We start from the raw sequence: 25805 nt of genomic DNA on the forward strand, positions 1-25805 counted from the left end.
CTACCCCTTCACCGCACCGGACGTCAGCCCCGCCACGATGCGACGCTGGAAGAACAACACGAACACAATGATCGGGATGGTGATCACGACCGCGGCCGCGCTCACCTGGCCCGTCGGGTCCTCGAACTGCGAGGACCCGGTGAAGAACGACAGCGCGGCCGGCACCGTGCGCGACGCCGTGGTCGACGTCAGCGAGATGGCGAACAGGAAGTCGTTCCAGCAGAAGATGAACACCAGGATCGCGGTGGTGAACACGCCCGGCGCGGCCAGCGGCGCGATCACCTTCCGGAACGCCTGGGCCGGCGTCGCGCCGTCCATCTTCGCCGCTTTTTCCAGTTCCCACGGGATTTCCCGGAAGAACGCCGACAGCGTGTAGATCGACAGCGGCAGGGCGAACGTGATGTAGGGCAGGATCAGCCCCGGCCAGGTGTCGAACAGCGCCAGGTTCCGCTCGATGTTGAACAGCGGGGTCACCAGCGACACCTGCGGGAACATCGCGATCAGCAGCGAAAGCCCGACCAGCAGCTGCTTGCCGGGGAACTCCAGCCGCGCGATCGCGTACGCGGCCATCGTGCCCAGCACCACCGCGATCACCGTCGAGATGATCGCGATGCCGATGGAGTTGACCAGCGCCAGCAGGAACTCCGACGTCTGGAAGATGTCCGCGTAGTTCTGCCAGGTCCACGACTGCGGGATGAACGACCCGTCGGTCAGCGTGTCCTTGGTCTTGAACGACAGCGAAACCACCCAGAGCACCGGCACCAGCGCGAACACCAGCACGAGGATGTCGACCAGGCCCCACCTGAGCTTGCGGCCCGTCGTGACGGTTCCCATCACCATCAGCGCTTACCCCCGTCGTCCGAACCCGGTGCGGCCGTGCCGAACACCTTGATGAAGATGAAGGCGATGATCGCCACGGTGATGAAGATCAGCACCGCCATCGTCGACCCGATCCCGAGGTTGAGCCCCTTGACCAGGTTGTTGTAGGTCTGCATGGAGACCGACCCGGTGTCCTGCGCGCCCGAGGTGAGCACGTAGATGTTGTCGAAGATGCGGAACGCGTCGAGCGTGCGGAACAGCAGCGCCACCAGGATCGCCGGCTTCATCACCGGCAGCATCACCTTCGTGAACCGCTGCCACGCGCTCGCGCCGTCCATCGACGCGGCCTTGAGCAGGTCGTCCGGCACCAGGGCCAGGCCCGCCATCAGCAGCAGCGCCATGAACGGCGTGGTCTTCCACACCTCGGCGCCGATGATGATGAACAGCGACGGCCACTGCTCGGTGAGCGGTGCCGCGTCGGCGGCCAGCCAGTTCGCCAGGTAGCCGGTCTTCGGCGTCCACGCGTAGTACCACGAGAACGCCGCGACGACCGTGACGATGCCGTACGGGATCAGCGCGACCGTGCGCACGAGCCCGCGGCCGACGAGCGTCCGGTGCATCACCAGCGCCAGTGCCATGCCGAGGACGAACTCGATCGCCACCGACACCACGGTGAGGAACATCGTGGTGCCGAACGCCGTCCACCAGTACGAATTGGACAGCACGGCCCCGTAGTTGTCGAAGCCGACGAACTCCTGCTGCGCGGGGAACCTGAGGTCGTACCGCTGCAGCGACAGCCAGATCGAGTAGAGGATCGGGTAGCCGGTGACCGCGATCATCACGAAGAACGCGGGCGCGCACAGCCAGAGCCCGAGCCGCCGCTCGGCCCGCTTCCCCTCGGACAGGGCGGGTTTGCCCTTCTTGTGGGACACGGGTTCCTGGGCGGCGGTGGCCCCCGCCGTGGTCGGGTCCTGGACGGTCACGGGATCACTCCCTTCGACTGGAGCGCGTCGTTGAGCTGTTCGCGGAGCTTGTCCGCGGTGGCCTTCGGGTCGATTTCCGCGGGCGGGGAAAGGACCTTGGACATCACCGTGGACAGGTTCTGGTAGGCCGGGGTCAGCGGCCGCACCGCGGAGTCCTTGATGGCGGCGATGATCGAGTCGCGCATCGGGTACTTGAGCGCCATGTTCGGGTTGTCGGCGCTCGCCGGCTTCGACGGGTCGAGCGGCGTGTCGTTGCGGTACACCGATTCGATGGTCGGCGGGACGCCGTCGTTGATCGCCGAGAACTTCTGGTTCTCCGCGTTGCGCAGGCACAGCGCCGCTTCGAACGCCTCGGGCTTGTGCGCCGACAACGAGCTGACGCCGAGGTCGTAGCCACCGATCGTGGTCTTGGCCGGCGTGCCGGCCTTCGCCTCGGGGTAGACGGCCCACTTCATGTGCGAAACGTCCTGCGGCTTGTCCTTGGCGTAGGAGGCGTAGACGAACGGCCAGTTGAGCTCGAACGCGGCGTCACCGCGCTGGAACGCCTGCCGGACGTCGTCCTCCTTCGAGTTGGTCAGCGACGGGTCGGTGATGCCCGACGACGTGACCTCCTTGAGCAGGGCCAGCGCCTGCACGGCGCCGTCGTCCATGACGACGGACTTGCCGTCGTCGGAGATGATGTGCCCGCCCATCGAGTTGACCAGCGTGTTGTAGAAGACGACGAGGCCTTCGTACTGCGCGCCGGTGAAGACGATGCTGTACGGCTTGCCCTGCGCCTTCAGCTCCTTCGACTTCGCGATCATCTCCTGCCACGTCTTCGGCGGCGTCGGCGTGATCCGGTCGTCGTACCAGAGCAGCTGGACGTTGGTGTTCTTCGTGGCCGCGTAGAGCTTCCCGTCGTAGGTCGCCGTTTCCAGCGGCCCCTGCAGGACGCCCTGCGTCGCCTCGGCCTTGTTCCGGCCCGTCCACTCCTCGACCCAGCCGGCTTCGGCGAACTCCGAAACCCAGGTCACGTCGAGGCCGAGGACGTCCATCGCGGTGTCGCCCGCGGCGAGCCGCCGGGCCATCTGCAGGCGCTGGTCGTCGGCGCCCCGCTGCAGTTTGTTGTAGACGATCTCGTAGCGCCCGCCCGCCGCCTGGTTGCAGTTGTCGACGACTTTCTGGAAGCTGTCTTCGGGCGCGTAGTAGACGTTGATCTTCAGCCCACCGCCCGATCCGCAACCGGCCAGCAGACCGGTCACCAATGCCCCTGCCCCCAGCAGGACCGCGGCACGGCCGGGCGAGCGTCCCCGTTCGCCCGCGCCGATCCTCTTCCCCATAAGGCCTCCTCACCCGCGTGCACGCCGGTTACCGCGGTACCCGGTGGGCACCGCGACGCGATGAGGCGAACCGCGCCAGCACCCCGACGTGCTAGTGCTCGGGCCGCCGCGCTGGTTGGGCGAGGCCGCCCGACTGGTGTCGGACAACTTATGCCGGGCGATCACACCCCGCAAGCAGTATCGGTAACGATTCAGCCCACCGCGCGTCGAATCGTGATTTTTCCCTGGTAGGGGCGGAGTTTTTAGGGGTTCGGGTTCAGGGGTTCGGCTTGAGCGCGAGCTTGGCGAGCAGTTCGCGCGCCTGTTCGGCGGACCGCGGCTGGCACAGGACGTCGTACCGGCCGGCGACGAGCTGGCTCGCCGAGGAGAAGTCCCGCCGCCCGCGCGACATGCTGTACCCGATGGCGGCGAACATCAGCCCGGACAGCACGCCGAGCACGAGCCCGGTGAGCACCTGCAACGCGAAGCCCTGGTTGACGAACAAGCCGAGCAGCAGCCCGGCGAAGATGCCGAACCAGGCCCCGGACACCCCGCCGGCGGCGAGCACGCGCCCCCAGGTCAGCCGCCCGATGACGCGCTCGACGAGCATCAGGTCGACCCCGACGATGGTGACGTCGGAGACGGCGAACTCGCTCTCCGCGAGGAAGTCGACGGCCTGCTTCGCCTCGCCGTAGGTCGCGTACGACCCGATCGGCCAGCCGGTCGGCGGGGTCGGCAGCCGTGGCAGGTTGCCGGGCGCCCGGCTCCCGCCGAAGGGACTACTCACCATCATCACCTGCGCACTCGTGGTCTCGGGCGTCCATCTTGTCAAGAACGCCCGGACCGTGCGAGCCGCTTACCCCGAAAGGCCGGACACTGCCCCATGTCGACAAGTCGCTTCGCACTTTCCCTATGAAAGTGTCGCCGGAGGGCGCCTCCCGCGCAGCTTTCGTAGGGAAAGTGGCGGCCTCAGGAGCGGGACTTGTACTCCCGCAGCAAGCCGCGGCTGATGATGGTCTTCTGGATTTCGCTCGTCCCCTCGCCGATCAGCAGGAACGGGGCCTCGCGCATCAGGCGCTCGATCTCGTACTCCTTCGAGTACCCGTAGCCGCCGTGGATGCGGAACGCGTCCTGCGTGACCTCCGCGCAGTACTCCGAAGCGATCAGCTTCGCCATCCCGGCCTCGACGTCGTTGCGCTCGCCCGAATCCTTGAGCCGCGCCGCGTTCACCATCATCAGGTGGGCCGCTTCGACCTTCGTCGCCATCTCGGCCAGCTTGAACGCGATCGCCTGGTGCTCGGCGATCGCCTTGCCGAACGTCTTGCGCTGCTGGGCGTACTCGACCGCGAGCTCGAACGCGCGGATCGCGATGCCGCACGCCCGCGCCGCGACGTTCACGCGGCCGACCTCGACACCGTCCATCATGTACGCGAACCCGCGCCCCGGCGCCTCGCCGAGCACCATGTCCGCGCCGATCCGGTAGCCGTCGAAGACCGCTTCGGTCGTGTCGACGCCCTTGTAGCCCATCTTGTCGATCTTGCCGGGGATGGTGAGCCCGGGCGCCACCTCGCCGAAGCCTTCCGGCTTCTCCACGAGGAACGTCGTCAGGTTCTGGTGCGCCTTCTCGGCGCCCTCGTCGGTCTTGACCAGCAGCGCGATCAGGTTCGACGAACCGCCGTTGGTCAGCCACATCTTCGAGCCGTCGATGACGTAGCCGTCGTCGGTCTTCTTCGCCTTGGTCTTGATCGCGGCGACGTCCGAGCCGAGATCCGGCTCCGACATCGAGAACGAGCCGCGCACCTCGCCGGTCGCCATCCGCGGGAGGAAGTGCTGCTTCTGCGCTTCCGTGCCGTGGCGGGAGATCATGTGCGCCACGATGAAGTGGGTGTTGATCACACCGGACACGCTCATCCAGCCCCGCGCGATCTCCTCGACCACCAGTGCGTAGGTCAGCAGCGACTCGCCGAGCCCGCCGTACTCCTCCGGGATGGTGATCCCGAACAGGCCCATCTCCTTCATGCCCTCGACGATGTCCGCCGGGTAGGTGTCGGAGTGTTCGAGCTCCTGGGCGTGCGGGATGACTTCCTTGTCCACGAACTGGCGGACGGTCGCGAGGATCTCCGACTGCACGTCGGTCAGGCCGGCGGTCTGGGCGAGACGGGCCATCACGGCTCCCTTTCCGGAATACGACGCCGCTCCCGGCGCTGGGTTACCGGTGAGTATGACCCGAAACCCGCGACCCTGCTATGAGGGCGCTCACGATTCCCGCCGTAGAGTGCGGCGCGGAGGGGAGCACCATGACTTATCCGCAGGACCCGAACAACCCGTACGGTCAGCAGTACGGCTACCAGCAGCCCGGTTACCCGCAGTACCCCGGCTACCCGGGCGGCTACCAGCCCCCGGTGGAGGGCTCGGGCCTCGCCGTCGGGTCGCTGGTCTGCTCGATCCTCGGGCTCATCCTGTGCTTCGTCGTCGGCATCGCGGGCATCATCATGGGCCACATCGCCTACGGCAAGGCCAAGCGCGGCGTGGCCGACGGCCAAGGCCTCGCGCTGGCGGGGATCATCATCGGCTACATCTCCATCGCGCTGAACATCGGCCTGCTCGCCCTGTTCATCGGTATCGGCGCGTTCAGCGGCTGGCGCTAACCTTGGCTTCGCGCACGCACCGAGGGGATCCGTCATGACCGACCCGTCCGGGGACAAGGACCGCCCGGCCACCGATCCGACCGTGGCCTACGACCCGCCGCCGGCCACCGAATCGACGTCGTACGAGCCGGAGCGGTACGACCCGCCGGCCGGTGACGCGACGATCGCGGACACCACCGTCGCGGACACCACCGCGACCGCCGAGCCGGCCGCCGCCCCGGAGCAGCCCGGCCCGCTGCCGCCCGGCTCGTTCGAGACGCCGGCCGCGCACATCCCCGGCACGCCGTACGCCGCTCCCGGCCAGCCGGTGTACTCGCCGCCGCCCGGGTACCCGCCGCAGCCGTACCCGCAGTCGTACGTCACACCGCCGCAGTACGGCTCGCCGTACGCGCCTTCGGCCCGCGGGCAGGACAACGCGCTGGCGATCGGCGCCCTGGTCTGCTCGATCCTCGGCTTCTGCTCCGGCATCACGGCGATCGCCGGGGTGGTCATGGCCCACATCGCGCTGAGCAAGACGAACCGCGGCGAAGCGGGCGGCCGCGGCTTGGCCACGGCCGCCCTGATCGTCGGCTACGTCGCCATCGCGCTCTGGGTCGGCTTCTTCACCACCCTGATCGTCCTGAGCGCGAACGGGCAGCTGACCTAGTCCGGCAGCACCGCGTCGCCGGGGCTGCGCGGCGCCGGTGTCGCGTGACCGTTCACCTCCGGCTTCGCCTCGGCCGGCGGTTCCGGCGGCGGCGCGGCCTTCGGCGTCTGCGCGTCCAGGAACCGCAGCAGTTCCACCGGGAACGGCAGCACCAGCGTCGAGTTCTTCTCCGACGACACCTGCACGACGGTCTCCAGCAGCCGCAGCTGCAGCGCCGCCGGGGTGTCGGCCATCTGCGCGGCCGCCTGCGAGAGCTTGTACGACGCCTGCAGTTCACCGTCGGCGGAGATGACGCGCGCGCGCCGTTCCCGCTCCGCCTCGGCCTGCCGCGACATCGAGCGCTTCATCGCCTCCGGCAGCGCGACGTCCTTGATCTCGACGCGGTCGATGTGGATGCCCCAGTCCAGCGCGGGGCTGTCGATCATCAGCTCCAGGCCCTCGTTGAGGCGCTCGCGGTTGGAGAGCAGGTCGTCGAGCTCGCTCTTGCCGATGATCGAGCGCAGCGACGTCTGCGCGACCTGGCCGACCGCCGACCGGTAGTCCTGGACGTTGACCGCCGCGACGATCGGGTCGATGACCTTGAAGTAGACGACCGCGTCGACCCGGACGGTGACGTTGTCGCGGGTGATGCCGTCCTGGGCGGGGACCGGCATGGTGACGATCTGCATGTTGACCTTCTGGATCCGGTCCGCGAACGGCACGAGCACCGCCAGCCCCGGTTCGCGGACCTTCGCCCGCACCCGGCCGAACCGGAAGACGAGGCCGCGTTCGTACTGCTTCACGACGCGCACACTGGCCGCGAGCCAGGCTCCACCCGCGACGACGACAGCGCTGAGGATCTCCACCACCATGGCTGCTCCCGGGGTTGCGTTTTCCCCTGAAAACCCAGCGTACGCCGGTCGCGGTCCCGACGAAACGCGCTGGACGCGGCCACCAGACTGGGGTGGTGACCGATCTTCGCGTTCCCCCGCTGTTCGCCGCCCGGGCCCCGAAGGTGCTCGGCCCCGGGGCGGTCCCCTGGCTGGCGGAGCTGCCCCGGCTCGCCGCCCGCTACGCGCGCGAGTGGGGCTTGACGTTCGAGGGCGAAGCGATGCACGGCTACGTCGGCGTCGTGCAGCCCGCGCGCCTGGCCGACGGCACGCCGGTGGTGCTGAAGCTCGGCTGGCGCGACGAAGAATCGGCCGACGAGCCGCTCGCACTGTCCACATGGGCCGGTCGGGGTGCGGTGCGGCTGCTGGACTCCGCACCGGAGGACGGCGTCCTGCTCCTCGAACGGCTCGACGCCGGCCGCACCCTGGACGACCTCCCGCTGCGCGAAGCGATCCCGCTCATCGGCGGCCTCGCGCGCCGGCTCGCCGTGCCCGCACCGCCGTCGCTGCGGCGGCAGCTGCGCACCGAAGCCGGGAGCCTCGCCGAGGAGCTCCCCCGCCGGTGGGCCGAGCTCGGCGAGCCGTTCGAGCGGCGGCTGGTCGACGACGCCGTCGCGATCTGCCGCGAGCTCGGGCCGGGCGCGGGTGACCGGCTGGTGAACGAGGACCTGCACTTCGAGAACGTCCTCGCCGGTACGCGCGAGCCGTGGCTGGTCATCGACCCCAAGCCGCTCGCCGGCGACCTCGAGTGGGGTGTCATCCCGTTGTTCTGGAACCGCTTCACCGAGTCCACACTGGACGAACGGTGCACGCTGATCGTCGCTTCACTCGAACTGGACGCCGCGAAAGCGCGGGCTTGGACGCTCGTGCGGGCCGTGCAGAACTGGATCTGGATGATCGAGGAGCTCGCCGAGACCGGCGAGGAGAGCGACGACCCGGCCTTCGTCACAGTGCCGGAAATCGCTGTCTGGGCAGCCAGCCGATAGTGTCAGCGCCATGGCCGCGGTCAACAGGGTTTTCGCTGCTCAGCTGTCCGGCTTGCCCGTGTTCGGCCCGGACGGCGAGTCGATCGGCCGGGTCCGCGACCTGGTGGCCGGGCTGCGGCTCGACGCGCAGCCGCCGCGGATCCTCGGGCTGGTCGTCGAGCTGAGCACGCGGCGGCGCGTCTTCGTGCCGATGCTGCGGGTCACCGGGATCGAGCCGACCGCCGTGACGCTCGCCACCGGCTCGGTCAACATGCGCCAGTTCGTCCAGCGGCCCAACGAGGTCCTGGTGCTCGGGCAGCTGCTCGACGCGCACGCCGCGCTGACCGCGTCCGGCACGCGGATCACCGTCGTCGACGCCGGGATGGAGCCGACCCGCACCCGCGACTGGGTGCTGGCCAAGCTGGCCATCCGGGAGCGGCGGAGCGGGCTGGGCCGCCGCCGCGCGGCGATGCAGGTGCTGCCGTGGTCGGAGGTCTCCGGGCTGGGCCTGGCCGACCTCGGCGCGCAGCCCCAGGGCGCCGGCCAGCTGCTCATGCTGTTCGACACCATGCGCCCGGCCGACATCGCCGCGACCGTGCGCGACCTGCCGCTCAAGCGGCGCCACGAGGTCGCCGACGCGATGGACGACGAGCGCCTCGCCGACGTCATCGAAGAGCTGCCGGACGACGACCAGAAGGAACTGCTGGCGTACCTGGCCGAGGAGCGCGCCGCCGACGTCCTGGAGGCGATGAACCCCGACGACGCGGCCGACCTGCTGGCCGAGCTCGCCCCGGCCGACCAGAGCCGGCTGCTGGAACTGATGGAGCCGGAGGAGTCCGCGCCGGTCAAGCGGCTGCTGGAGTACTCGTCCGACACCGCGGGCGGCCTGATGACGCCGGAACCGGTGGTGCTCACGCCGGACACGACGATCGCGGAGGCGCTGGCCCACATCCGCAACCCCGAGCTGCCGCCGGCGCTGGCCAGCATGGTGTTCGTCTGCCGGCCGCCGACCGCGACGCCGACCGGGCGCTACGTCGGCGTCGTCCACTTCCAGCGGCTCCTGCGCGAGCCGCCGGCGGAGCTCGTGGCCAGCGCCGTCGACACCGGCCTGCCGCCGCTGAAACCGGGTGCCTCGCTGGCCGAGGTCACGCGGTACTTCGCGGCCTACAACCTGACCTGCGGGCCGGTCATCGACACCGAGGACCACCTGATCGGCGCGGTGACCGTCGACGACGTCCTCGACCACCTGCTGCCCGAGGACTGGCGCGAGACCGGGCTGCACGACACCATGGAGGAACACCGTGCCTGAGCTGACTCCGGGACGGCGGCTCGACCAGCCCCGCGGCCAGAACCGGTTCAGGCTGAACATCGACCCGGACACCTTCGGCCGGCTGTCCGAACGGCTGGCGCGGTTCCTCGGCACCGGCAAGTACCTGTTCTGGCAGACGCTCATCGTGATCATCTGGATCGTGCTGAACCTGGCCGCGGTGTCGTTCCGCTGGGACCCGTACCCGTTCATCCTGCTCAACCTGGCTTTTTCGACACAGGCTGCCTACGCGGCACCGTTGATCCTGCTCGCGCAGAACCGCCAGGACGACCGCGACCGCGTCTCCCTGGAGGAGGACCGGAACCGGGCCCTGCAGACGAAAGCCGACACGGAATACCTGGCCAGGGAGCTGGCGGCGCTGCGGCTGGCGGTCGGCGAGGTGGCGACGCGGGACTACCTGCGCAGCGAGCTGGACCGGCTCCGGGAGGACCTCGCCGTCCAGCCCAGGAAGGCCAAGCCGAGCCGCACTCCTACCGGCTCGTAACATGGACGGGGTGACCAGTACTCAGCAGCTCCCCAGCGTCGACGACGTCCGCAGCGCGCTGAAGAGCGTGCAAGACCCGGAGATCCGGAAACCCATCACGGACCTGGGGATGGTCAAGGACGTGGTCGTCGGCGACGACGGCGTCGTGACGGTCGGGATCTACCTGACGGTCGCGGGCTGCCCGCTGAAGGCGACGCTGACCAACGACACGAAGGAAGCCGTCGCGAAGCTCCCCGGCGTCGTCGACGTACGCGTCGAGCTGGACGTCATGAGCGACGAGCAGCGCTCCGAGCTGCGGAAGTCGCTGCGCGGCGACGCGGCCGAGCCGGTGATCCCATTCGCGCAGCCGGGCTCGATGACCCGCGTGTACTGCGTGGCGTCGGGCAAGGGCGGCGTCGGCAAGTCGTCGGTCACGGTGAACCTGGCGGCGTCGATGGCCGCGCGCGGCCTTTCGGTCGGGGTCGTGGACGCCGACATCTACGGCCACTCGATCCCCCGCATGCTGGGCGCGCGCGAGAAGCCGACCAAGGTCGACACGATGATCATGCCGCCGCAGTCCCACGGCGTGAAGGTGATCTCGATCGGCATGTTCACCCCGGGCAACACGCCGGTGGTGTGGCGCGGCCCGATGCTGCACCGCGCGCTGCAGCAGTTCCTGGCCGACGTGTTCTGGGGCGACCTCGACATCCTGCTGCTGGACCTGCCGCCGGGCACCGGCGACATCGCGATCTCGGTGGCCCAGCTGATCCCGAACGCGGAGATCCTGGTGGTCACGACCCCGCAGCAGGCGGCGGCCGAGGTGGCCGAGCGCGCGGGTGCGATCGCGCTGCAGACGCGTCAGCGTGTGGCGGGCGTCATCGAGAACATGTCGTGGCTGGAGCAGCCCGACGGCTCCCGCCTGGAGATCTTCGGCTCCGGCGGCGGCCGGACGGTGGCCGATTCGCTGACGAAGTCGATCGGCTCCGACGTCCCGCTGCTCGGCCAGGTCCCGATGGACCCGCGAGTGGTCGCCCAGGGCGACGCGGGCACGCCGATCGTGCTGTCCGAGCCGGAAGCGCCGGCGTCGGTGGTGCTGAACGACGTGGCGAAGAAGCTCTCGGTCCGCGCCCGCGGCCTGGCCGGGATGATGCTGAACGTGACCCCCGCGGGCCGCTGACCCGCTCGCGGAAGCCGAAGGCCACCCCGCGGGGTGGCCTTCGGTGCGTCAGGTGGCGTCCGGGTCGATCGGCGGGCGCTCGCCCGGCTTCAGCGGCTCCGGCCGCGCCGGGGTCTGGCTGACCGTCGAGCCGTTGGTCCCGTTCGTCCCGTTGCTGCCGTTCGTGATGCCCTTCAGGCCCAGCGGGTCCGCGTCGCCGTCGAACAGGTGCTGCGTCACCACGCGTTTGGGGTCGAAGTTGCGCAGCCCGCGGAGGTCTTCGAGGGGCTTGCGGAGCTGGTCGAACTCCGGGCCCATCTCCTCGCGCAGCTGTTCACGGGCACCGGTCGCGAAGTCGCGGACCTTCTTCACGCTCTTCGCCAGCCAGGACGCCGCCTCGGGGAGGCGTTCCGGGCCGAGGATGAAGAGACCGGCGATGATGAGGACGAGGATTTCGCCCCACCCGACGCTGTCGAACACCAGTCAACCTCCGCAGCTGAACCTACCCGCCCAGGGTACCCGCAGCCGGCCGTGCGCCGGCAGGCCGAACGCGGGAACTCAGTCGGAAGCCAGGGTTACGTCCACGACGAAGCTCGCGCCGTCGCGCGCCAGCGACACCGGGACCACTTCGCCGACGTCGTGCGCCCGGACCGCGACCGTCAGTTCCGCGGAGTCGCGGACCAGCCGGCTGCCGATCTTCGTGATCACGTCGCCCTCCTTGATGCCCGCGTTCGCGGCCGGCCCGCCGGGGGCGACGTTCTTGACCTGGGCGCCCATGGTGGACGACCCGGCGACCGTCGACGACGCGTTGATGCCGATGTCCGCGTGCTGGACCTTGCCGTCCTTGATCAGCGCCTTCGCGATCTTGATCGCGTAGTCGCTCGGGATGGCGAAGCCGATGCCGATGCTGCCGCCGTCCGCGCTGGACGAGCGGATCGACGAGTTGATGCCGACCAGCGCACCGGTGGCGTCGACGAGCGCACCGCCCGAGTTGCCGTGGTTGATCGCGGCGTCGGTCTGGATGGCTTCGTAGGTGACCGGCGGGGCGCCACTGTCGCCGCCCGCGGTGATCGGGCGGTTCAGCGCGCTGACGATGCCCGCGGTGACGGAGTTCTGCAGCGCCAGCGGCGAGCCGATCGCCATCACTGTGTCGCCGACCTGAAGGTCCGCGGACTTGCCGATCTGCAGCACGGTCGGGTTGGTGACGTTCACCTTCACGACCGCGAGGTCGGTCTTCTGGTCGGCGCCGACGAGCTTGGCCTCGGTGCGGGTGCCGTCGACGAAGATCGCGGTGACCTTGACGCCCGGGTCCGCGGCGGCGGAGGCGATGACGTGCTCGTTGGTGAGGATGTAGCCCTGCGGGTCGATCATCACGCCGGAGCCCTGCTCGCCGGACTCGGCGCCGGGCTTGAAGACCTCGAGCGAGACGACGGCGGGCGCGACGCGCTTGGCGATCTCGGCGACCGAACCGGCCGGACGTTCCTTGGCGGCCTCGGCTTCGGAGATCGTGGCGGAGCCGGTGAGCTCGGTGCCGGTGTCGGCGACCCACCAGCCGACGAGGCCGCCGACCGCGCCGACGAGCAGCGCGACGACCCCGAGCAGGGCCAGCGCCTTGGGTTTGACGCGCCGACCGAAGAGCACCTCGGGCAGGCTGAGCAGCGCTCCCGGCGGGCGCTGGGCGGGCTTTTCCTCGTCCTCGGCCGGCATCGCGGGCCCGGCGAGCACGGCACCGGCGCCCGGATCGCGCCACGGGTCGCTGGTGCTGTTCCACAGCGGCGGATCGGCTTCCTTCGGGTCACCGGTGGCTTCGCGCGGCCGTTCGAGCAGGACGCCTTCGGCCCCGGGCGGCCGCCGGAAGGCTTCGGCGAGCGACTCGGGCGCGGGCGGCGCGAGGTTGACGCCGTTGGCCTTCTGCGGGGAGTAGAGCTTGTCGAACGCCCCATCGACACCCTGCGGCCTGCCGAACACGGCGGCCTGAGCGGGATCGACGGCGGGCCGCGCGAGCGGCCGCGGACCCAGCCGGTCGGCATCACGCGCGCCGGACTGCTCGGGATTCACGTTCGGCTCGGTCATCATTCCCCGGTGCAGAAGAAGATCAGGTGGCTGGGCGTGACGATACCCAAGCCCAGTGCTCCGAGTCTGCCGGTCGGCCGGTGAAGTGGCTGTTTCTTGGCACGGGCGGCCGAGGGGCCGGGCGGGAACGCGGGATGTGACGTGTTCGGCGACGGCTCGCGGCGGCCCCGGCGGCAGGCCCTGCCGCTCGCGGTGGCCTCGGCGGCAGGCCCTGCCGCTCGCGGTGGTCTCGGCGGCAGGCCCTACGGCTCGCGGCGGGCCCGGCGGCACGCCCTACCGCCCCCGGCGGGCCCGGCGGCACGCCCTACCGCTCCCGGCGTCCTCGGCAGCCTCCCCTACCGCCCCCGGCGGGCCCAGCGGCACGCCCTACCGCCCCCGGCGGGCCCGGCAGCCTCCCCTACCGCCCCCGGCGGGCCCAGCGGCAGGCTCTCCTGCTCGCGGCGGTCTCAGCACCCCAGCACGTGGGCTGCGGCCGAGCGCCTCGGCAAGCACCGGCGCATCCGCCACCGACATCGGCCCGGCGACGGCCTTGATGGCCGCTGGTAGGTGGCAGCCGCGGCTCGGCACCCCGCCCGTGAGCTGCGGCCGAGCACCCCGGCAAGCACCGGAGCGTTCGCCGCCGGCAGGCCCGAGGCGGGCGGCAGCCGGCGCGGTGGTCTCGACAAGCCGCTACTCGGCACCCGGCTGCCGGGCCGAGCGGCACCCTCAGCGCCGTTGCGGGCTCAGCGCCGCCCGGCCCCACCCCGCACACGGCAAAGGCCGCCACGAGGTCTTCCTCGCAGCGGCCTCGATCAAGCCGTTCAGCGGATGCCGACGGGCACCGCGGCAGGCGAAGTGCTCACCGGAATCGACTTCGGCGCGGGCTGGGGCGGCACCGCCAGCTGGGCCGGGAGCAGGTTCGCCGGCTGCGGCGCACCGCCGCCCTGCTCAGGGCCGCCGTCGCCGTCCGCGGACGTCCCGACCAAGGCCAGCGCGCTCAGCACCAGCCCGGACACGACGACCCCCGCGCCCTGCGCGGCGCGGCGCTTGAAGCGGCCGCCGCCGAGGACGTTCGGCGACTGGCCCAGCGGAGCCGACGATCCCAGCGGCGCGACACCGCCCAGCACACCCGCGTCACGCAGGCCGGCGACCCGGTCGGGACGCTGGACCGCGACGAGCTGGCCGTCGGCCGTGATGGCCAGGTTGTCCGGGGTGCCCGGCAGCTCCGTGTGCTGCGGGATCGACTGCAGGCTCGCCAGGAACCCCGCCGACATCGAGGGGGCACCGGCGTGCCGGATCGTGTCGACCGTCTGCCGCTGGGCGCGGACCTCGGCCGCGCACGCCGGGCAGCGGGTGATGTGCGACGCCGCTCGATCGCGCGCGCCGTGCGAAAGTTCGCCGTCGACGAACGCCACCACGGCGTCCGGCAGCAGGTGCGACTCGGGGAGTCCCCAGCCTCGCGGTGCGGTCATACCGACACCTTCGCAGACTCCGGTGCGTGAGCGCGCCGACGCTCGAGCGAAGCGCGCAACGCCTGGCGGCCGCGGTGGATCCGGCTGCGGACGGTGCCGAGCTTGACACCCAGCGTCGCGCCGATCTCCTCGTACGACAGCCCTTCGACGTCGCACAGCACGACCGCGGCGCGGAACTCCGGAGGCAGCTCGTCGAGCGCCGCCTGCAGGTCCGGGTCCAGGTGGGTGTCGGAGTAGACCTGCTCGGGGCTCGGGTCGTCGCCCACGATGCGGTCGGTGTCCTCGGGCAGGCCTTCCATCCGCACGCGCGAGCGGCGGCGGGCCATGTCCAGGAAGAGGTTGGTGGTGATCCGGTGCAGCCAGCCCTCGAACGTCCCCGGCTTGTACGACGCCAGCGAGCGGAAGACCCGGATGAAGGTCTCCTGCGTGAGGTCCTCGGCGTCGTGGGTGTTGCCGGTCAGGCGGTAGGCGAGCCGGTAGACCCGGTCGCCGTGTTCGCGCACGACCTCGTCCCAGGACGGCGGCGTCCAAGCTGCCTCGTCCAGGGTCACCGGCTGAGCCCCGGCGTCGGCAACGGCGTTCTGCATAGCGGGAGCAGGCACCTCCATCTGCGTTTCTCCTGTCTGCTCCACCCAACGCGGGCTGTGGCCACGGTGTTCCCGTGTGTCTGGTTTTCAGTCTGTCGAGGTTCCTTATGGTTCTAGTGAGACTGGACTGAGAGCAGGCTGAGAAGTTCTTCCCGGGTGCTTACCAGGGAGCCTGCGAGGATTTATCGACAACCAACGCTAACCTCCGTGCGTGAACACGCCCACCCCTGCGGCCGCACCGGCCGATTCCGGGTTCGTCGACGGGTACCTGCCCGACGACGAGGTGCTGTCTTCGGCGCGGGCACGGGCCGAGGACCTGGGCTGCGTCCCGCTCAGCGCGGGCGCGGGCGCGACGCTGCGCTTCCTGGCCGCGACCCTGCGCGCGAAGGCGGTGGTCGAGGTCGGCACGGGCGCCGGCGTCAGCGGGCTGAGCCTGCTGCGCGGCATGGCCCCGGACGGCATCCTGACCTCGATCGACGTCGAGCCGGAGTACCAGCGGGCGGCGCGCGCGACGTTCCGCGAGGCCGGCTACGCACCGGGCCGCACCCGGCTGATCATCGGCCGCGCCCTGGACGTCCTGCAGCGGCTCACGCCGGGCGGGTACGACCTGGTGTTCGTCGATTCCGCGCACATCGAGTACCCGGGGTGCTACGAGCTGGGCGTGTCGTTGCTGCGGCGGGGCGGGATCATCGCGTTCCACAACGTGCTGGCCGGCGGCCGGGTGATCGACCCTTCGCACCGGGACCCGGAGACGCTGGCGCTGCGCGAGGTGGCACGGGCGTTCCGCGAAGACGACCGGCTGGTGCCGGCGCTCCTGCCGGTGGGCGGCGGGTTGCTGGTCGCGGCGGCGATCTGAGTCAGCTCGCCACGAGCTCCCGGCGCTCCAGCCGAACCCGCGTCCCGGCACCGACCGCCGCCACCGCCAGCAGGAGCCACACCACCACCAGCGCGATCAGCCACGACCAGCCCTCGTGGCCGTAGACCCACGCGCCCACCGCGCCGCCGACACTGCTGCCCAGGTAGTACGTCGCCGTGTACGTGCCGCCGACCTGGCCGCGGGCGTTCTCCGGGGCGTCGGCCGCCGCCCAGCCGTTCGCGACCGCGTGCGCGGCGAAGAACGCGCAGGTCAGCACCAGGAACCCGGCGATGACCATCGGGAGTGAGTCGGGCAGGGTCAGCGTCGCGCCGGCCGCCGTCAGCAGCAGCGCGCCGATCAGCGCGCGGCGGCGGCCGACCCGGGCGACCAGGCGGCCGGCCGCGGCGGACGACACCGAGCCGCTCGCGTAGGCGAGGAACACCAGCGACGCGATCGCCGGCGAGAGGCCGAGCGGGTCGCCGGTCAGGCGGAAGCCGGCGGCGTTGTACAGCGCGACGAACGAGCCCATCGCGAGCAGCGCGACCGCGTACTGCGCGAGCAGCACCGGCTTGCTCACCGCCGTGACCAGCCCTTGCGCGACCGCGCGGAGCTGGGCGTTCCCGCGCGGGCGCGTCCCCCGCGGCAGCGTCACGACGGTGATCGCCGAGCACACCGCGCCGACCCCCGCGACGACGTACAGCGCGCCGCGCCAGCCGAGCGGGCCCGCGGTGAACCCGCTGGCCAGCCTGCCGAGCATGCCGCCGATGGTGTTGCCGGCGATCATCGCGCCGACCGCGGCCGCGACGCCCGCGCGGCCGAGCCGTTCGGCCAGGTACGCGGCCGCGACGCCCGGGAAGCCGGCGATCGCGATCCCCTGCAGTGCCCGCAGGACGAGCAGCGCCGGGTACGTCGGCATCAGCGGCAGCAGCAGCCCGAACACGACCGACGCGATGACCGACGCGAGGATCACCGGCCGCCGTCCGACCACTTCGGACAGCGCGGCGATCGGCAGGACGGCGATGGCGAGCGCGCCGGTCGCGACGCTGACGGCGAGGGCCGCGCCGCCGGGGTCGAGGTGGTACTGCGCGGCGAGCTGCGGCAGCACCGGCTGCGGCGCGTAGAGCAGGGCGAAGGAGGAGATCCCGGCCGCGGCGACGGCGGTCTTGACTCGGCGCGTGGAAGTCACGATCTGAAAGTAAGCAGAGCTAACCAATACGTCCAATGCGTTCAGCTGGCATGATTCATGCGGTGACGCATGAATCACTGTCGGCGCAGGTCGCGCCGCACCTGCCGCTGCTGGCCGCCTTGCGGAAGACGAGGAACGTCACACGCGCGGCCGAACTGCTGGGCGTCCCGCAACCGACGGTGAGCCGCCGGCTCGCGGCGCTGGCGGACGCGCTGGGTGCGCCGCTGACGGTGCCGGACGGCCGCGGCATCCGCCTCACCCGCGCGGCCGACCTGCTGGCGGAAGCGGCGGAGCGCGGCCTGGCGGCGCTCGACACCGGCGTCCGGCTGGCGCGGGAAGAGGTGTCCCCGGAGTCGGGGCACGTGGTGCTGGGGTTCCTGCACCTGCTCGGCCGCTCGCTGGTGCCGTCGCTGCTGCGCGGCCACCGGGCGCGGTACCCGGGGGTGCGGTTCACGCTGGTGCAGGGCTCGCGGCAGGAGATGATCGACCGGCTGGTGGCCGGCGAGCTGGACCTGGCGCTGCTGGCGCCGCTGCCGTCCGTTCCCGGGCTGGCTTCCGCGGGCCTGGTGGACGAGGAGATCCTGCTGTCGGTCCCGGCCGGCCACCCCTTGGCCGGGCGGCGATCGGTGCGGGTTTCGGAGCTGGCGGACGAGGAGTTCGTGCTGCTGGAGCAGGGTTACGGCGTCCGGACGTTGACGGACGAGCTCTGCGCGGCGGCGGGGTTCACGCCGCGGATCGCGTTCGAGGGCCAGGAGTCGGACACGGTGCGCGGCCTGGTGGCGGCGGGCCTGGGGGTGGCGCTGCTGCCACGGTTCGGGCCGGGCAGTCCGGCGGGGGTCGCGGAGGTGCCGCTTTCGCCGCGGCCGTACCGGACCATCGGGTTGGCCTGGCGGGCGGAGGAGCCGATGACCCCGGCGGTGAACGGCTTCCGGGACCACGTGCTGGCCGGGGTTTGAGCGGGGCCACTTACTGCCGACGTGCCCCCGCCCAACGGCGGTTTCCGGCGGTCGTTGCACCACCGCTGCTCGATCCCTGGAAGTCGCCCTCCCTGAGGGCCGCCCTGCTCCAGTCTATCGGCACCCCCGGACAAGCCCGCCCACGAACAGCAGGTTGTCCACCGCCCCCACGACTTGTGGGCAAACCTCAGCCCAGCGAAGCAGCCAGCTCCACCAGGGTCCGCGCCGCGAAGCCGGTCGCTCCCGGGACCACCTCGTCGTAGTTCTTCTCCGACCGGGCCGGTCCGGCGATGTCCAAGTGCGCCCACGGCAACCCGGACGTGAACTCGCGCAAGAACAACGCCGCCGTGATGCTGCCCGGGCCGCCGGGCGTCTGCCGGACGTCGCCGAACTCGCCGCGGACGTTCTCCGCGTAGTCCTCCACCAGCGGCATGCGCCACCACGCCTCGCCCACCCGGGCGCCCGCCGCGACGACCGCCTCGGCCAGTGCGGAATCCGAGGCGAACAGGCCGCCCGTGCGCAGGCCGAGCGAGACCTTCATCGCGCCCGTCAGCGTCGCCGCGTCGACCACGTAGTCCGGGTTGAACTTGCGGATCCCGTACGCCAGCGCGTCGGCCAGGACCATCCGGCCCTCCGCGTCCGTGTTGGACACCTCGGTCGTCTTGCCGCCGTAGTGGCGGACGATGTCGCCAGGCCGGTACGCCGAGCCCGACACGTGGTTCTCCGCCGCGGGCACCAGGGCCGTCACGCGGATCGGGAGGCCCAGGGCCGCGATCGCGCGGGTGGCCGCGATCACCGCCGCGCCGCCCGCCATGTCCGTGCGCATCAGGTGCATGCCGTCGGCCGGCTTGATGGACAGGCCGCCCGTGTCGAACGTGATGCCCTTGCCGACCAGCAGCAGGTGCCGCGAAGCGCCCGCGGGCTTGTACGCCATCTCGATCAGCCGCGGCGGGCGCGCCGAGCCGCCGCCGACCGCCACGACGCCGCCGAAGCCCTGTGCCGTCAGCCACTTCTCGTCCCGGATCGTCACCTCGACGTCCGGGCCGGCCACCTTCGACGCCGTGTCCGCCAGCCACGCCGGGGTCTTCACGTTCGACGGCGTGTTCGCCAGATCGCGGGTCAGGGCCGTCGCCGCGGCCAGCGCCGAAGCGCGGGCGACCAGTTCGCCGGCGGCCGGGTCCGCGGTCACCAGCCGCACCGTCCGGACCGACGGCTTGGGGTCCTCGCCCGTCACCTTGAAGCGGTAGCCACCCAGCAGCAGCCCCAGCGCCAGCTCGGTCACGTGCTCGCCGGACGCCTCCTCCGGCAGCGCCACCTGCACCGCGCGGAACGCCTTGGCGCCACTCCCGACGTCGTCCGCCAGCGCCGCGTTCACCGCGCGGACCAGCGCCGCGCCGGTCTTGCGGTACTGCTTCGGTTCGCCGTCGCCGAGGCCCGCGACCCAGCGGGGCCCGTCGCCGGGGACCGTCTGCACGTCGCCCGCCTTGCCGGTGATCCGGACGCCGCCGACCTCGAGCGGCTCGGACTCGACGTCGTCCGCCGGCGCGGTCACGAACCGGGCCGTCGGGGTACCGCGGCGGAGATCCGCCGCTACCTCGATGTCGAGCAGGCTGGTCGGAACGGGGGGTAGCGGATTACGCACAGTGAGCAACCTTCGGGCGCAGAGGAACCGCGACCCCGGCCTCCGAAGGGAGACCGGGGTGCGACGGAAGGACGGTTCGAGGGAGGCTTTTTAGCCGGTGACCTCCGCCAGTGCGGCGCCGAGGTCCTTCGCTTCTTCCGCGGAAAGTTCGACGACGAGTCGCCCACCGCCCTCGAGCGGTACGCGCATCACGAGGCCCCGCCCCTCCTTAGTCACTTCGAGGGGACCATCTCCGGTCCGGGGCTTCATGGCCGCCATAGCGTGCTCCCTCCGTCTCAACCGGCGCGCCCGGGTCGCGCTCGCGTGAAAGCCAGCCGGGTCTGGTGTCCATTGTCCCTCATCAGCGGCCGGGCGCATCAGCGGACCGATCTTTTGCCGCCGTATCGGTGCTGGTATGCGGCCCGCGAGGGGTGTGAGACTGTCGGACGACCGATGTTTCCGCGCAAGGAGAAGACGTGACCACATCCGACGTCCTGCTGATCGCCGACGCCGACGGGGTGCGCACCCTCACCCTCAACCGGCCGCAGGCGTACAACTCGCTGACCGTCGAGCTGAAGGAAGCACTGCTCGCGGCGCTGCGCGAGGCGGCGGACGACGAAGCCGTCCGCGCGGTGGTGCTGACCGGTTCGGGCAAGGCGTTCTGCGCCGGCCAGGACCTGAAGGAGCACGTGGGGCTGCTGCAAGCGGGTGACCCCGCCCCGCTACACACCGTGAAAGAGCACTACAACCCGATCGTCGACGCGATCGTCTCGATGGAGAAGCCGGTGATCGCCGCGATCAACGGCACCGCCGCCGGTGCCGGGGCCGCGTTCGCCTACGCCTCCGACCTGCGGATCGCCGCCGAGTCGTCGTCGTTCCTGATGGCCTTCGCCAACGTCGGGCTGGGCCCGGACTCGGGTGCTTCGTGGACGCTGCAGCGGCTGGTCGGCTACGGCCGCGCCGCCGAGCTGATGCTGCTGGCCCGGACCGTCGACGCCGCGGAGGCGCTGCGCCTCGGCCTGGTCGGCGAGGTCGTGCCGGACGAAGAGCTGCCGGCGCGCGCCCAGAAGGTCGCGGCGAAGCTCGCGGCCGGGCCGACGGTGGCCTACGCGAAGATCAAGAGCGTGCTCAACCTGGCCGCGCAGTCGACGTTCGAGGAGGCCCTCGCCGCCGAGGACGCCGCCCAGACCGCGCTCGGCGCGACCGCCGACCACACCGAAGCCGTCGAGGCCTTCGTCGGCAAGCGCAAGCCGAACTTCCAGGGCAAGTGAGCGCCGGGCTGCTTCCGGGTCAGGCGGCCCGGAAGCAGCCTTGGACGTGGTCGTCGACCATGCCGGTGGCCTGCATCAGCGCGTAGCACGTGGTCGGGCCGAGGAAGACGAAGCCGCGCTTCTTCAGCTCCTTCGCCATCGCCTTCGACTCGTCGGTGATGGCCGGCACGTCGGCCATCGTCTTCGGGCGCTGGTGCGAAGCAGGCGCGAACGACCACAGCAGGTCGTCGAGCGGGGTGTCCAACGCGGCGATCGCCTGCGCGTTCTTGATCGCGGCCAGGATCTTCGCCCGGTTCCGCACGATCGACGCGTCCTGCATCAGCCGCTCGACGTCGGCGTCGCCGAACTTCGCCACCTTCGCCGGCTTGAACCGCTTGAACGCCTTCCGGAAGTTCTCGCGCTTGCGCAGGATCGTGATCCACGAGAGCCCGGACTGGAACGACTCGAGGCACAGCCGCTCGTACAGCTCGTCCTGCCCGTGGAGCGGCACGCCCCACTCTTCGTCGTGGTAGGCCACGTAGTCCGGGGCCGAATTGCCCCAGCTGCACCTCGCGACGCCGTCGGCGCCGGCCAGCTCACTCATCCCCACCCACCGAATAGTCCTCCGCGAACCGCGCGAACCGCCGCAGCGACTGGCGCACGCCCAGTGCGAACGCCGGCCGCACCACCGGCCAGCCGAGCCGGCCCAGCGGCCCGAACGGCAGCCGCAGGTGCTCGGCCCAGACGAACGTCGAGCGCTGCGCGCCCTTCGGCACCACCTGGAACACGCCGGTGCCCTGCACGACGCGGCCGAGGTGCCGGACGGCGCACCGCACCGGCGGCTCCCAGCTCGTGATCTCCATCTTGTCCGTGAACCCGATGCCGGCCACGCCGGTGAACGCCGAGAGCCGCGACCCGACGCTGCGGCCGTTGCCCTCGACGACCTCGACCTCGGTGCCGAGCATCCACTCGCCCTGGCGCGTCCAGTCGGTGAGCGCGAGCCAGGTCGTCCCGGCCGGCGCGCGCACGTCGACCGACAGGATCAGATCCGTCACTGGGCGCCTTCGGGCGAACTCTCGCGCTCGCGCTCACGCTGCTCCAGCTCGGCCACGCGCTCGCGCAGCTCGTCGATCTCGACGCCGAGGCGCCGCAGCACCCAGTCCACTTCGGACATCTTGTAGCCGCGCAGCACCAGCTGGAAGCGGACCTCGGTCAGGTCCTCGCCGGTGATGTCCTCGGCGGGCAGCCGCGTCGGCGAACTGCCCGGCGGCAGCGGGGCGAGCTCCTCACCCCGGCCGAAGACCACGGCGGCCAGCAGGAACACCACGGCGGCCACCAGCAGCATGACTACGAGGTAGATCAGCGCGGTCGTCACGCGACGATCGTGGCATACCCACCCCAGGATCGTCGCGCGAGCACGACGAGCCGCAGCGAAAGCAGCACCCAGACGACCATCAGCACCGCGCACGGGACGCTCAGGACCAGCCTCGACGCGTCGACGAACCCGGTCGTGCCGATCAGCAGCCCGACCGAAGCCAGGTTGACGCCGACCGCCAGCGCGATGAGGGTGCCGCAGAACCGCGCGAGCCCGGCGCCGTCCAGGTGCCGGCTCAGCCAGCGGATGCCGAGCAGGGCGAGCACGCCGATCACCGGGACGACGAACACGGCGCCGTGGGTGACGTGCGTGACGACCTTGTACCACTCCGGGGTCGGCGTCGAGATCTTCGTCCACTCGCCGAAGGTGAGGATCCGGGCGTAGTCCCACGAAACCTGCATCACCGGGACGCCGATGACGAGCTTCCACAGCGTCCGGACGCCGCTGAGCATGCCGAGCTCGGCCTGGTAGTCGCGGGCGACGACGGCCGCCGGCCCGAAGTCGGCGACCGCGCGCCGCTCGGCGTCCTCGTCGCTCCAGCCGCCCGCGCGGTAGGCCTCGGCGGCGTCGTGCAGGCCGTCGCGGGCCTCGCCGAGCAGGTCGGCCTTGAACCGGCCGCAGCCGTGCAGCCTGCGGTCCAGGTCCCCCAGGTACTCCTCGATCATGCGCCCAGCACTCCCCCGATGACCGTCGTGAACTCCCGCCACTCGGCGCGTTCGGCGGCCAGGGCCTGCTGTCCGGAGCGGGTGAGCCGGTAGGTGCGTCGTTTGCGCCCGGAGACGACGTCCCACTCGCTGGCCAGCCAGCCGGCCCGTTCGAGCCGGCGCAACGCCGGGTAGACCGTGCCGGTCGGCAGGTCGAGCGCGCCGTCGCTGCGCAGCTGGAGCGCCTCGATGATCGCGTAGCCGTGCAGCTTCCGGCCGTCGAGGACCGCCAGCAGCAACGCGTCGAGGTGCCCGCGCAAGGTGTCCGCCTTCATAGGTACGCAGTCTACGCATCCCACCCTGGAGAGGCTATTGCCCGGTCACGGGGGACGCACCCGGGGATATCCCGGAGATGACCCGGATCTCATGGATTTGACGGCTACATGTAGCCAGCCTACGTATATAGTCGGGCGCCATGGACGCACTCCCGGTCGCGAGACTCCAGTTCGCGACGACGACTTCGATCCACTTCCTGTTCGTGCTGCTCACGCTGGGGTTGGTCACGATGGTGGCCGTGATGCAGACGCGCGCGGCGGTCGGCGGCAAGCCCGAACTGCTGCGGATGACCCGTTACTGGGGCCGCTTGTACGTCATCAACTACGCGCTGGGGATCGTCACCGGAATCGTGATGGAATTCCAGTTCGGGCTGACCTGGACCGGGCTTTCCACATTCGCCGGCGACGTCTTCGGCGCACCGCTGGCCATTGAGACGCTGGTCGCGTTCTTCCTCGAGTCGACCTTCCTCGGCCTGTGGATCTTCGGCTTCGGGCGGATGGGCAAGTGGCTGCACCTGACGCTGATCTGGCTGGTCACGCTGACCGCGTACGCGTCGGCGCTGTTCATCATGCTGGCCAACTCGTTCCTGCAGAACCCGGTCGGCAGCCGGCTCGAGGGCGGCACGCTGCACCTCGACGACTTCGGCGCGCTGTTTTCGAACCCGGCACTGGCCGCGTCGCTGCCGCACGTCATCAGCGCCGCGCTGGTGACCGGCGGGTTCTTCGTGGTCGGCGTCAGCGCGTACCACTTCCTCAAGCGCACGACGGAGGTCGAGTTCTTCCGCCGCTCGATGCGGATCGGCGTGGTCACGGCGCTCGTCGGCTCGATCTTCGTGGTCAACCAGGGCTTCGCGCAGTTCGGCCGGTTGAAGATGTACCAGCCGGACAAGCTCGGCGGCAGCGCGGTGGGCGCGCCGCTGGGCGTGATGATCGTGCTCGGCTTCGCGATGTTCCTCTGCGCGCTCCTCGGCACGTTGCTGCTGTTCCGGAACTGGCTCACCCGAGCCCGGTTCCTGCACCACCTGATGGTCGCGGCGATCCCGTTGCCGTTCCTCGCGTCGATCATGGGCTGGCTGGTGCGCGAACTCGGCCGTCAGCCCTGGCTGATCTGGGGGAAGCTGCGCACCGCCGACGCCGTCGCGGACGTCCCGGCCGGCCAGATCCTGTTCTCCTTCATCGCCTTCACACTGCTGTTCGCCGCGCTCGCGGTCGCCGACTGGGTGCTCATGGCGCGGGTCGCCAAGCGCGGCCCGGAGCCGGTCGAGGAGCCCGCCGAACGGCCCGTCCTGAGCGGGGTCTGACCGGTGGTGACGATCTGGTGGTGCGTGCTCGGCCTGCTGACCTGCGGGTACTTCGCGCTCGCGGGCTACGACTACGGCGTCGGGATGCTCCTGCCCGCCTTCGAGACCGGCGAACGACGGCGGCGGCAGACGCTCGGCGCGCTCGGCCCGTTCTTCCTGGCCAACGAGGTGTGGCTGGTCGCGGCGGTCGGGCTGCTGTTCGGCGCGTTCCCGCACCTGGAGGGCAAGGTGTTCGCCGGGGCGTACGTCCTGGTCGTGACGCTGCTGCTCGGCCTGGTCACGTTCACGGCGTCGATGCAGCTGCGCAGCCGCCGCCCGGACGCGCGGCGCGGCGCCTGGACCGCGGGCATCGTCGGCGGCGCGGTGGTGACGGCGTTGTCGTGGGGGCTGTTCCTCGGCAACCTCGTGGTCGGGCTGCCACTGACCGCCGACGGCTCGCCGTCCGGGGACGTCCTCGTGCTCTTCAGCCCGTACGCCGTGCTGTGGGGGCTCGGGTTCGTGGCCCTGTTCGCCTTGCAGGGCGCGGCTTTCCTCGCCGTGCGCGCCCCGGCCGAGCTGACCGGGCGGGCGGTGCGGCTGGCCCGCGCGTTCACCGCGCCGGTGCTCGCGTTCCTCGTGATCGCGACGGGGTGGGGGTGCTTCACGTTCGACGGCGTGACCGCGCTCGGCGTGGGTGTGGTCGTGCTGGCCTTCGCCGCCCTCGCCGTCACCTGGCTCGGTCTCTTCGCGAAGCGGTACCGGGTCGCGCTGCTCGGCTCGATGGTCCTGGCCGCGTGCCCGGCCCTGCTCGCCGGCACGCTGCGCTTCCCCGCCGTGCTGGTTTCGCCCGGGTACGCGCTCACGGTCGAGCAGGCGGCGACGGCGCCGGGGACGTTCGCGGTGCTGGCCTGGTTCGCGCCGCCGTCGGTGCTGGTGCTGCTGGTGGTGCAGTGGCTGACCTGGCGCGCCCACCGCCATCCCGTCGACCAGCGCTCGCTGCTGCACTTCTAGGGGGAA

Annotated in this window: 29 protein-coding genes; 11 read left to right on the forward strand and 18 right to left on the reverse strand. The window is 71.1% G+C overall.

Annotation, left to right across the window (positions count from 1 at the left end; translation table 11 throughout):
* The 5 genes from AB0B33_RS17150 to AB0B33_RS17170 form a co-directional block, all read right to left on the reverse strand.
* Complete coding sequence (locus AB0B33_RS17150; RefSeq protein ID WP_155549210.1) at window positions 1–840, reverse strand: carbohydrate ABC transporter permease; 840 nt, start codon at window positions 838–840, stop codon at window positions 1–3.
* On the reverse strand, window positions 840–1802 hold the full coding sequence (locus AB0B33_RS17155) for a sugar ABC transporter permease (protein ID WP_281506199.1): 963 nt from the start codon (window positions 1800–1802) through the stop codon (window positions 840–842). The genes AB0B33_RS17150 and AB0B33_RS17155 overlap by 1 nt, the downstream gene beginning before the upstream one ends.
* Complete coding sequence (locus AB0B33_RS17160; RefSeq protein WP_360772341.1) at window positions 1799–3121, reverse strand: ABC transporter substrate-binding protein; 1323 nt, start codon at window positions 3119–3121, stop codon at window positions 1799–1801. Before AB0B33_RS17160 ends, AB0B33_RS17155 begins: the two co-directional genes overlap by 4 nt.
* A gap of 256 nt (window positions 3122–3377) precedes the next feature.
* Window positions 3378–3893, reverse strand: a complete 516-nt coding sequence (locus tag AB0B33_RS17165) for a general stress protein (protein WP_360772790.1) — start codon at window positions 3891–3893, stop codon at window positions 3378–3380.
* Between the two features lie 176 nt (window positions 3894–4069).
* Complete coding sequence (locus AB0B33_RS17170) at window positions 4070–5266, reverse strand: acyl-CoA dehydrogenase family protein (RefSeq protein ID WP_360772344.1); 1197 nt, start codon at window positions 5264–5266, stop codon at window positions 4070–4072.
* A 131-nt stretch (window positions 5267–5397) separates the two neighbouring features.
* Here AB0B33_RS17170 and AB0B33_RS17175 point away from each other — a divergent pair, with 131 nt between their 5' ends.
* Together AB0B33_RS17175 and AB0B33_RS17180 are read left to right on the forward strand one after the other, a co-directional pair.
* Window positions 5398–5748 carry a DUF4190 domain-containing protein gene (locus AB0B33_RS17175; RefSeq protein ID WP_360772347.1) on the forward strand — a complete coding sequence of 117 codons (351 nt, stop codon included), beginning with the start codon at window positions 5398–5400 and terminating at the stop codon, window positions 5746–5748.
* Between the two features lie 34 nt (window positions 5749–5782).
* The gene (locus AB0B33_RS17180) at window positions 5783–6394 is read left to right on the forward strand and encodes a DUF4190 domain-containing protein (RefSeq protein WP_360772350.1); all 612 of its coding nucleotides are present in this window, start codon (window positions 5783–5785) and stop codon (window positions 6392–6394) included.
* Here AB0B33_RS17180 and AB0B33_RS17185 read toward each other — a convergent pair.
* A complete protein-coding gene (locus tag AB0B33_RS17185) occupies window positions 6391–7245 on the reverse strand; it encodes an SPFH domain-containing protein (RefSeq protein ID WP_360772353.1) in 855 nt (284 codons plus the stop codon). The two genes, AB0B33_RS17180 and AB0B33_RS17185, sit on opposite strands and share 4 nt — an antisense overlap.
* A 92-nt stretch (window positions 7246–7337) precedes the next feature.
* Here AB0B33_RS17185 and AB0B33_RS17190 point away from each other — a divergent pair, with 92 nt between their 5' ends.
* Genes AB0B33_RS17190 through AB0B33_RS17205 form a run of 4 tightly spaced genes read left to right on the forward strand, consistent with a single transcriptional unit; the run spans window position 7338 to window position 11195 of the window.
* Complete coding sequence (locus tag AB0B33_RS17190) at window positions 7338–8249, forward strand: aminoglycoside phosphotransferase family protein (protein ID WP_360772356.1); 912 nt, start codon at window positions 7338–7340, stop codon at window positions 8247–8249.
* Between the two features lie 10 nt (window positions 8250–8259).
* Entirely contained in the window at window positions 8260–9537 is a 1278-nt protein-coding gene (locus tag AB0B33_RS17195; RefSeq protein WP_360772358.1) for a CBS domain-containing protein, read from the forward strand.
* A complete protein-coding gene (locus tag AB0B33_RS17200; RefSeq protein ID WP_247014530.1) occupies window positions 9530–10039 on the forward strand; it encodes a DUF1003 domain-containing protein in 510 nt (169 codons plus the stop codon). Before AB0B33_RS17195 ends, AB0B33_RS17200 begins: the two co-directional genes overlap by 8 nt.
* Window positions 10040–10049: 10 nt before the next feature.
* The gene (locus tag AB0B33_RS17205; protein WP_247014531.1) at window positions 10050–11195 is read left to right on the forward strand and encodes a P-loop NTPase; all 1146 of its coding nucleotides are present in this window, start codon (window positions 10050–10052) and stop codon (window positions 11193–11195) included.
* Between the two features lie 48 nt (window positions 11196–11243).
* Here the strand turns inward: AB0B33_RS17205 and tatB are convergent, their stop codons facing one another.
* The 4 genes from tatB to sigE all read right to left on the reverse strand — a co-directional run bounded on the left by tatB (window position 11244) and on the right by sigE (window position 15306).
* Window positions 11244–11654 carry a Sec-independent protein translocase protein TatB gene (gene tatB, locus AB0B33_RS17210; protein ID WP_360772363.1) on the reverse strand — a complete coding sequence of 137 codons (411 nt, stop codon included), beginning with the start codon at window positions 11652–11654 and terminating at the stop codon, window positions 11244–11246.
* Between the two features lie 78 nt (window positions 11655–11732).
* The gene (locus AB0B33_RS17215) at window positions 11733–13250 is read right to left on the reverse strand and encodes a trypsin-like peptidase domain-containing protein (protein ID WP_247014533.1); all 1518 of its coding nucleotides are present in this window, start codon (window positions 13248–13250) and stop codon (window positions 11733–11735) included.
* A 797-nt stretch (window positions 13251–14047) separates the two neighbouring features.
* Window positions 14048–14698 (reverse strand): zf-HC2 domain-containing protein, encoded by a 651-nt coding sequence (locus tag AB0B33_RS17220; protein ID WP_247014534.1) that lies wholly within the window; start codon window positions 14696–14698, stop codon window positions 14048–14050.
* On the reverse strand, window positions 14695–15306 hold the full coding sequence (gene sigE / locus AB0B33_RS17225) for an RNA polymerase sigma factor SigE (protein ID WP_247014535.1): 612 nt from the start codon (window positions 15304–15306) through the stop codon (window positions 14695–14697). Before sigE ends, AB0B33_RS17220 begins: the two co-directional genes overlap by 4 nt.
* A gap of 190 nt (window positions 15307–15496) precedes the next feature.
* Between sigE and AB0B33_RS17230 the strand changes: the two genes are divergently transcribed.
* The gene (locus AB0B33_RS17230; protein WP_086865531.1) at window positions 15497–16141 is read left to right on the forward strand and encodes an O-methyltransferase; all 645 of its coding nucleotides are present in this window, start codon (window positions 15497–15499) and stop codon (window positions 16139–16141) included.
* A 1-nt stretch (window position 16142) separates the two neighbouring features.
* Here the strand turns inward: AB0B33_RS17230 and AB0B33_RS17235 are convergent, their stop codons facing one another.
* On the reverse strand, window positions 16143–17327 hold the full coding sequence (locus AB0B33_RS17235) for an MFS transporter (RefSeq protein WP_360772368.1): 1185 nt from the start codon (window positions 17325–17327) through the stop codon (window positions 16143–16145).
* A 62-nt stretch (window positions 17328–17389) separates the two neighbouring features.
* Here AB0B33_RS17235 and AB0B33_RS17240 point away from each other — a divergent pair, with 62 nt between their 5' ends.
* A complete protein-coding gene (locus tag AB0B33_RS17240) occupies window positions 17390–18283 on the forward strand; it encodes a LysR family transcriptional regulator (RefSeq protein WP_360772371.1) in 894 nt (297 codons plus the stop codon).
* Window positions 18284–18470: 187 nt separating this feature from the next.
* Here the strand turns inward: AB0B33_RS17240 and AB0B33_RS17245 are convergent, their stop codons facing one another.
* Both AB0B33_RS17245 and AB0B33_RS17250 read right to left on the reverse strand, forming a co-directional pair.
* The gene (locus AB0B33_RS17245) at window positions 18471–19925 is read right to left on the reverse strand and encodes a M17 family metallopeptidase (RefSeq protein WP_360772374.1); all 1455 of its coding nucleotides are present in this window, start codon (window positions 19923–19925) and stop codon (window positions 18471–18473) included.
* Window positions 19926–20015: 90 nt separating this feature from the next.
* Entirely contained in the window at window positions 20016–20183 is a 168-nt protein-coding gene (locus AB0B33_RS17250) for a DUF3117 domain-containing protein (protein ID WP_013222969.1), read from the reverse strand.
* 197 nt (window positions 20184–20380) lie between these two features.
* On the opposite strand from AB0B33_RS17250, the gene AB0B33_RS17255 reads away from it, so the two are divergent.
* A complete protein-coding gene (locus AB0B33_RS17255) occupies window positions 20381–21175 on the forward strand; it encodes an enoyl-CoA hydratase-related protein (RefSeq protein ID WP_360772377.1) in 795 nt (264 codons plus the stop codon).
* A 19-nt stretch (window positions 21176–21194) separates the two neighbouring features.
* Here AB0B33_RS17255 and AB0B33_RS17260 read toward each other — a convergent pair whose 3' ends face one another.
* From AB0B33_RS17260 to AB0B33_RS17280, 5 genes are read right to left on the reverse strand one after another with little or no spacing between them, the layout of a single operon-like run.
* On the reverse strand, window positions 21195–21758 hold the full coding sequence (locus AB0B33_RS17260; protein WP_360772380.1) for a DNA-3-methyladenine glycosylase I: 564 nt from the start codon (window positions 21756–21758) through the stop codon (window positions 21195–21197).
* Window positions 21751–22209: an SRPBCC family protein gene (locus AB0B33_RS17265; RefSeq protein ID WP_247014541.1), complete on the reverse strand. Its 459-nt coding sequence runs from the start codon at window positions 22207–22209 to the stop codon at window positions 21751–21753. The genes AB0B33_RS17260 and AB0B33_RS17265 overlap by 8 nt, the downstream gene beginning before the upstream one ends.
* Entirely contained in the window at window positions 22206–22529 is a 324-nt protein-coding gene (locus tag AB0B33_RS17270; RefSeq protein ID WP_247014542.1) for a DivIVA domain-containing protein, read from the reverse strand. Before AB0B33_RS17270 ends, AB0B33_RS17265 begins: the two co-directional genes overlap by 4 nt.
* Window positions 22526–23194: a permease prefix domain 1-containing protein gene (locus AB0B33_RS17275; protein WP_247014543.1), complete on the reverse strand. Its 669-nt coding sequence runs from the start codon at window positions 23192–23194 to the stop codon at window positions 22526–22528. Before AB0B33_RS17275 ends, AB0B33_RS17270 begins: the two co-directional genes overlap by 4 nt.
* Window positions 23191–23508, reverse strand: a complete 318-nt coding sequence (locus AB0B33_RS17280) for a helix-turn-helix transcriptional regulator (RefSeq protein ID WP_125307115.1) — start codon at window positions 23506–23508, stop codon at window positions 23191–23193. Before AB0B33_RS17280 ends, AB0B33_RS17275 begins: the two co-directional genes overlap by 4 nt.
* Window positions 23509–23648: 140 nt before the next feature.
* Between AB0B33_RS17280 and AB0B33_RS17285 the strand changes: the two genes are divergently transcribed.
* Together AB0B33_RS17285 and AB0B33_RS17290 are read left to right on the forward strand one after the other, a co-directional pair.
* Window positions 23649–24809 (forward strand): cytochrome ubiquinol oxidase subunit I, encoded by a 1161-nt coding sequence (locus AB0B33_RS17285; protein ID WP_360772385.1) that lies wholly within the window; start codon window positions 23649–23651, stop codon window positions 24807–24809.
* Between the two features lie 3 nt (window positions 24810–24812).
* Window positions 24813–25799, forward strand: coding sequence for a cytochrome d ubiquinol oxidase subunit II (locus AB0B33_RS17290; RefSeq protein ID WP_360772388.1), 987 nt, complete (start codon window positions 24813–24815; stop codon window positions 25797–25799).
* Window positions 25800–25805: the final 6 nt, after the last annotated feature.

The sequence above is a fragment of the Amycolatopsis sp. NPDC049159 genome (assembly GCF_040648295.1).
Classification (GTDB): Bacteria; Actinomycetota; Actinomycetes; order Mycobacteriales; family Pseudonocardiaceae; genus Amycolatopsis; species Amycolatopsis pretoriensis_A.